The following is a 6,457-nucleotide window of genomic DNA, read 5'->3' on the forward strand; positions in this document are numbered from 1 at the left end:
CTCCACCGGCAGCGCCGTCCGCCGCGCGGGCTCGTAGTCGGACCGCTGCCCGCCCACCGACGACGCCACCCCGTACACCACGCCCAGCCCCGGAACCCCGGTCTGCACCCGGATCGCCCGGTACCCGCGCTCCAGGTGCGCCCGGATCGAGTCGAACAGCTCCGGCAGGTCCCGCCCCGACGCGTGCCCGTACGCCAGCGCGCCCACCCGGCACGCCCCGCCCAGCAGCTGGTACAGCGGCATCCCGGCCGCCTTCGCCTTGATGTCCCACAGCGCCGTGTCCACCGCCGCGATCGCCGCCATCGTCACCGGCCCGCGCCGCCAGTACGCGCCCCGGTACAGGTACTGCCAGGTGTCCTCGACCGCCGACGCGTCCCGCCCGACCAGCAGCGGCACGACGTGCTCCACCAGGTACGCCCGCACCGCCAGCTCGCGCCCGTTGAGCGTCGCGTCGCCCAGCCCGGACAGCCCGTCCTCGGTGGTGACCCGCAACGTCACGAAGTTCCGACCCGGTGAGGTCACCACGACCTCGGCCGACACGATCCTCACCGCTCCACCTCCGCCACCACGACCCCGTACGGGCCGAGCTCCACCACGTCGCCGAACGACCGCAACCCCGCCCCGAGCACCCGCGCCGACACCGGTTCCCCGCGCTGGCTCACCAGCCACGCGAACCGCCGCCCGTCCTCGTGCTCCAGCACCGACACCAGCACCCCCGGATCGTCCACTGACACCTCCGGCACCACCCCGGCCTCCGCCGCGAGCGCCGCGTACAACCGCCAGGTGTCCTCCGGGTTCACCGACGGCGTCGCGGAAGCCATGTGCTCCAACGGGTAAGCGCACAGCACCATCGCCCCGGACCCCACCCGCCGCCGCAGCAGCGCGGGCCGCCCGCGACCGTCCACCGCCAGCACCTCGGCCTCCACCGGGTCCACCGGCAGGAACGCCCGCGAGTGCGCGTTCCCGCCCACCGCGAACACCAGCTCCTCGCCCACCGCCAACCCGCCGAACCCGGTCACCACCCGCAACCGCAGCTCGTCCTCCACGATCGGCTCCACCAGCCCGTACCACGACCGCTTGGCCACCCCGAACATCCCGTCCAGGTCCGGCCACCACGACCCGCGCTGCACCTTGTGCGCCCCGTGGAAGTACGACGCGTACACCACCGCCCCCTCCTCCGCCCGCCGCAGCAGCTCCCGCCACGTGGGCGCCAGCAGCTGCTTCGCCGACGGCAGCAGGTACAGCGCGCAGTCCGGCGGCAGCCCGTCCGCCTCCCGCGCCACCCCCACCGGCAGGTCCGCCTCGCGCGCCGCCGCGTACGCCTGCCGCCCGTGCTCGAACACGCTCGTCGCGTCCTCGGGCACCGTGAACGGGTAGCGCTTCTCCAGGTACGACGGCACCACCAGCGCCACCTCCGCGTCCGGCCTGCGCAACCGCGCGAAGTCCGTGCGCCGCAACACCTCCGCGAACTCGCGCAGCTCCAGCAGCTGCGGCTTCGGCTCGCCGCGCGCGGTGGTCAGGCCGAAGTGCAGCTCGAACGGGTGGTGCGAGTACGGCTCCTGGTCGGCCAGGTCGTCGAAGTCCGTGTTGTTCCAGGCGATCCAGCCCGTCGCGCCCGCGAGCAGCGAGTTGTGCAGCACCTGCCGGTAGTAGTGCGCGGCGTTCTCGTCCGAGGCGTAGTCGGAGGTGACGCCGAACTCCTCCAGCACCACCGGTTTCCCGCCGACGTCGAGCAGCTCGCACACCCACGCCGCCGCCAGGTGCAGCCGCAGCGGGTCGTCCTCCATGCGGTAGACGTGCGGGCCGTGGAAGTCCACCAGCGGGGCCAGGTCGCGCACCCGGAAACCGTTGTCCAGCCCGGTGACCTCCACGCCCCACGCGCCGTCGCCGACCGACACCGGCTGCCGCGCGCCCGCCGCCCGCACCTCGCCGATCAGCGCCTGCGCCCACGCCGTCACCGCGTCGGCGTCCAGGGCGCCGACGCCGCGCGTGCGCTCGTCCGCGTACAGCGGGATCTCGTTGCTCAGCAACCACCCCGCGACCGCCGGGTGGTCCTTCCAGCGCGCGGCCAGCTCCCGCACGTACCAGCGCTGCCGCGCCACGAACGACTCGTCGCCGAACACGTCCCGCCCGCGCCGCCACGGCGGGTCCCAGTTCTGGCCGGACATGTGGCCCACCAGGAACGTCGGGATGGTGCGCATCCCGAGTTCCCGGTGCAGGTCCAGGAAGTGGTCGAACCGGGCCAGGACCGCCTCGTCCAGCCGGTCCTCCTCGGGCATGAAGTCCGGCCAGTAGCAGAAGCTCCTGGTCAGCGGGACGCCGTGCGCGCGCATCACCAGCAGTTCCGCGCGCACCACGTCGGGGTCGTAGCGCCGCCACATCAGCGGACCGCCCGCGCGGGACCAGAAGTTCACCCCCAACCACACGTCGGGCCTGCCGTCCGGACCGGTCACCAGTGCCGAAGAGCGCTTCACCCCACCAGGTATAACGTTTCACCACAGCCGTCGGGGAGACCCTGGACCGCAGTGCCGCGGCAGATTGCGCCGAACAGGCTTGAGGGAGGTCGCCGTGGGGCGAACGGGTTCGGGCAGACCGACCATCGCCGACGTCGCCGCGCGCGCGGGCGTGTCGGTCGGGGCGGTGTCGGCGGCGGTCAACGGCAAGGGGCGGCTGGCCGAGGCGACCCGGCTGCGCGTGCTCGCCGCCGCGGCCGAACTGGGGTGGGCGCCGTCCGCCGCGGCGGTGGCGCTGCGCGGGGCGCGGGTCGGCGCGCTCGGGCTGGTGCTGCGCCGCGACCCCGACCTGCTCAGCAGCGACCCGCACTTCGCCCAGCTCATCACCGGCGTCGAGAGCGCGCTCGCGCCGCTCGGCTGGGGGCTGCTGCTGCACCTGGTCGACGACGGCGGCGAGGAGCGCGCGTACCGGGCGCTCGCCGCCGGGCGGCGGGTCGACGGGGTCGTGCTCACCGAGAGCCGGGTTCGGGACCCGCGCTTCGCGCTGCTGCGCGAGCTGGGGCTGCCCGCCGCGCTGGTCGGCACGCCGTGGCGGCCCGACCCGGTGCCGACCGTGCGCGCCCGCGACCAGCACCGGGGGATCACGCGCGCGGTGGAGCACCTGGTGGGGCTGGGGCACCGGCGGTTCGGGCACGTGAGCGGGCCGGAGGACCGGGTGCACACGCGGCGCAGGCGCGCGGCGCTCCGGCGGGCGCTGGGCGCCTACGGGCTGGTCCCAGTGTGCGTCCGCGCGAGCGGGTTCGACCCCGGCGCGGCGGCGGTGGCGGCGCGGGAGCTGCTGACCTCGGCGGAGCGGCCGACGGCGGTGCTGTTCGCGAACGACTCGATGGCCGCCGCCGGGCTCGTCACCGCCCGGCGGCTCGGGATCGACGTGCCGGGGGAGCTGTCCGTGGTGGGGCACGACGACCTGCCGCTGTGCGAGCTGCTGCACCCGGCGCTGACGACGGTCCGGCAGGACCTGGTCGGGCTCGGGCGGGCGGCGGCGGTGACGCTGCTGGCGGGGCTCGGGGTGGTGGACGGCGCCGGGCCGGAGGAGGTGCGCCCGCCGGAGCTGGTGGTGCGCGAGTCGACGGGCCCCGCGCCGCGCTGAGCTTTCGGGGCGGGGGCGGGGTTCGGGGGTCGGGGTTGTCGCGCAGTGTCCACCCGCTTGCTGAAGCGCCGCTGAACCCACGACCGGGCGTCACCCGGATTCCCCGCCGTCCGCACCGATCGTGACGGTGCACAAGTGCGTGCCCTGCAAGGGTGATCACCGCGTTCTGCCGGGTGGTTCCCGCCGCACGGCTGGCCCCACCGCCGTCCGGCGCGCTGCACTCGGAGGGACCGAGGTCCACCCCAGAGGAGCTGATGACGTTGTCCCCCACCAGCAGGCGAGCGGTAGCGACGGCGGTGGCTGGCCTGCTCGCGCTCACCCCCGCGCCCGCGACCGCCGCACCCGAGGGCGCACCGGCCAAGACCGCACCGGCCAAGACCGCACCCGCCAAGACCGCACCCGGCGGCGTGTCCGGCGCGGCCAGCGTCGGCAACGCCGTGATCCGCACCGCGAGCGAGCTGCTCGTGGACATCCCGCCGCTCGCCACCTGCGTGAGCGGCGAGTCCACCGGCGCCGAGACGTCCGGCGCGACCGGCGGCAAGCTCGTCGCGTTCGGCCAGGGCAGCACCACCTGCGAGACCGAGCCGTCCGGCGCCGTCACCACGACCGCGACCGGCAAGGCTTTCCGCTTCAACCACCCCGACACGGGCCTGCCGCTGCTGAAGGTCGGCTCCTACACGATCTCCTGCCGCGCCACCCCGGACGGCACCGTCGAGTCCGCGTTCACCCTGCGCGGAGTCGTCGGCACGTCCCTCCCGGACACCGTCCCGGTCGACTACGAGACCACCCTGGCCAACGGCGTCCGCGCGGTCTTCAACACCCGGACGTGGGCCGAGGACGGCGACGGCTCACTGACCGTGCACGCGGTCCGCCTGTGGCTGGGCCCGGACATGGGGCCGGCCACCCGAGCGGGCGAACGCGGCGCGGTCACCGTCGGCAGCGTGACCTGCACCCCGCCCGCTTGAGCCGAGGACCGGGTGACGCCGCCCGCGCGTCGATCGCAGGCGCGCGGGCGGCGCCACCGCGCACCCCCTCACCCGTCCTCCTCCACCAGCGCCCACACCTGCCGCCGCATCAGTTCCGCGCGCAGTTCCGGTGGCAGCGCCGGGTAGTTCGCGAACACTCGCCCAGCAGCAGCTCCGAGTCCCACACCTCGATCGTGAACCGCTGGGTCGACAGGTACTGCTCGGCCTGCTTCGTGATCCCGCCCCACGCCACCAGCAGCCCCGCCGCGACCAGGTCGGCCAGGCGGTGCCCGGCGAACTCCTCGATGGTGCGGCTCGCGATGCGGTCCAGGGCGTAGCGGGCGATGTCCACGTCGTGCTGCGCCGAGTCCGCCGCCTCGTCCGGGACCTCCTCCACCGTCGAGAACGCGCCGAACGAGCACAGCAGGTCCTGCTTCACCACCGTGCGCGGCAGGTCCGCCACCAGCCGGCGCACCGGGCGCACGTGCCTGCGCTCCACGTCGGGCTGCTCCACCGAGCACCGGTAGCCGCCCGCGACCTCGCCGATCGCCAAGTGCTGCCCGGAGTTCTTCAGCGGCACCACCACCAGGTCGCCCTCGGCCATCCGCGAGCGCAGCGCCCACAGCTGCGCGGTGAAGTTCCGCAGCGCCTGCTCGGCGGCGTCCGGCTTCGCCGCGCGCACCGCTGTCAGCACCGCCTCGCGGTCCACCGCCCCGCCCAGGTCCGCCACCCCGCCGAACCCGCCGCCCGTGCACCCGGCCCCAGCGCCCACGCCTCGCGCTCGCCGACCTTGCCCGCCCGCACCAACCACGCCCGCACGTCGCGACCTCCCCGACTCCGACCAGGGGCGATCCTGGTGCCTGCCCGGCCGGGCGCGGCCGTGGTTCACTCCGCCGTGCGAGCTACAGGGGGGACACCTGACGTCGTCGTGCCAGATCCACGAGTCGTGCTGCGGGGCGAAGCTCCCCGCCGCGCCCCCGAAGAACGAGGAGAAGCACGCCCGGTCCACCAGGTCGGCGTTGGTCACGAACCGCGGCCCGGTGCGCTCGCCCGCCTTGCGCCCGTCGAACCACACCTCCACCGCGCCGTCCTGGTTCGCCACCCCGTCCGCCACCGTGTTCACCCGCACCCGCTGCCGAACCCGGTGCTCGCGCGCCGGTTCGAGCGCGAACGGGGCCCGCGCGCCCGAGGGCAGCCGCTCGAAGCCGTTGGACCGGGTCGCGGCGCTCGCGGCCGTGGCGGGCACGAGCAGCGCCGCGCACACCCCCCCAGCGCCAGCGAGGACTTCCTCCGCGCCAGCAGTCCCCCTGATCAGCGTGGGCCGTTCGGGGCACCGGTGTCGGCACACCCGGTGGATCAAGGTCAACGCCTCGCGGCCGACTCAGGGGTCGCGCGCCGCCGAACGCCGCGCCCGCCGCCGAACGGGCGCATTGTGCCGATTGTCCGATCGGGGCACCCTGGCTGACGGCCGATCCGAGGAGGGCGCGTGGTGCGACGGCGGTTGCGGGTCAACGAGCGGTGGCACGTCGTGGACGTGCCCGACGACACCCCGCTGCTGTGGGTGCTGCGCGAGGACCTCGGGCTCACCGGGCCCAAGTACGGGTGCGGCGTCGGCGCGTGCGGGGCGTGCACCTCGCTGGTCGGCGGCGCGGCGGCGCGGCCGTGCGTGCTGCCGGTGTCCGAGGTGCACGCCGAGGTCACCACCGTCGAGGGGCTCTCCGCGGACGGCGACCACCCGGTGCAGCGGGCCTGGCTGGAGCTGGACGTCGCCCAGTGCGGCTACTGCCAGCCCGGCCAGATCATGAGCACCGTCGCCCTCCTCGCCCGCGTGCCCGACCCCAGCGACGCCGACATCGACGAGGCCCTGCGCGACAACGTCTGCCGCTGCG

Annotated in this window: 5 protein-coding genes and 1 pseudogene; 3 read left to right on the plus strand and 3 right to left on the minus strand. The window is 75.1% G+C overall.

Annotation, left to right across the window (positions count from 1 at the left end; all coding sequences use genetic code 11):
- Nucleotides 1-549, minus strand: a pseudogene (locus ACTUAL_RS08245) (bifunctional D-altronate/D-mannonate dehydratase); the annotation flags it as partial.
- Nucleotides 546-2,474, minus strand: coding sequence for a glycoside hydrolase 5 family protein (locus ACTUAL_RS08250; protein WP_440899827.1), 1,929 nt, complete (start codon nt 2,472-2,474; stop codon nt 546-548). The gene ACTUAL_RS08250 and the pseudogene ACTUAL_RS08245, both read right to left, overlap by 4 nt.
- A 94-nt stretch (nt 2,475-2,568) precedes the next feature.
- Here ACTUAL_RS08250 and ACTUAL_RS08255 point away from each other — a divergent pair, with 94 nt between their 5' ends.
- Together ACTUAL_RS08255 and ACTUAL_RS08260 are read left to right on the plus strand one after the other, a co-directional pair.
- A complete protein-coding gene (locus tag ACTUAL_RS08255; protein ID WP_440899828.1) occupies nt 2,569-3,603 on the plus strand; it encodes a LacI family DNA-binding transcriptional regulator in 1,035 nt (344 codons plus the stop codon).
- Between the two features lie 254 nt (nt 3,604-3,857).
- Nucleotides 3,858-4,568, plus strand: a complete 711-nt coding sequence (locus tag ACTUAL_RS08260; RefSeq protein WP_440899829.1) for a hypothetical protein — start codon at nt 3,858-3,860, stop codon at nt 4,566-4,568.
- Nucleotides 4,569-4,677: 109 nt separating this feature from the next.
- On the opposite strand, the gene ACTUAL_RS08265 is transcribed toward ACTUAL_RS08260, so the two are convergent.
- Nucleotides 4,678-5,832, minus strand: coding sequence for a polysaccharide lyase (locus ACTUAL_RS08265; RefSeq protein ID WP_440899830.1), 1,155 nt, complete (start codon nt 5,830-5,832; stop codon nt 4,678-4,680).
- 222 nt (nt 5,833-6,054) lie between these two features.
- Between ACTUAL_RS08265 and ACTUAL_RS08270 the strand changes: the two genes are divergently transcribed.
- A partial coding sequence (locus ACTUAL_RS08270) for a (2Fe-2S)-binding protein (protein ID WP_440899831.1) occupies nt 6,055-6,457 on the plus strand: 403 nt, incomplete at its 3' end.

The organism is Actinosynnema sp. (genome assembly GCF_052038725.1).

What these genes read in the sequence shown, in the direction of transcription:
- ACTUAL_RS08260 (WP_440899829.1), top strand. Translation starts at nt 3,858, where the DNA reads ATGACGTTGTCCCCCACCAGCAGGCGAGCGGTAGCGACGGCGGTGGCT.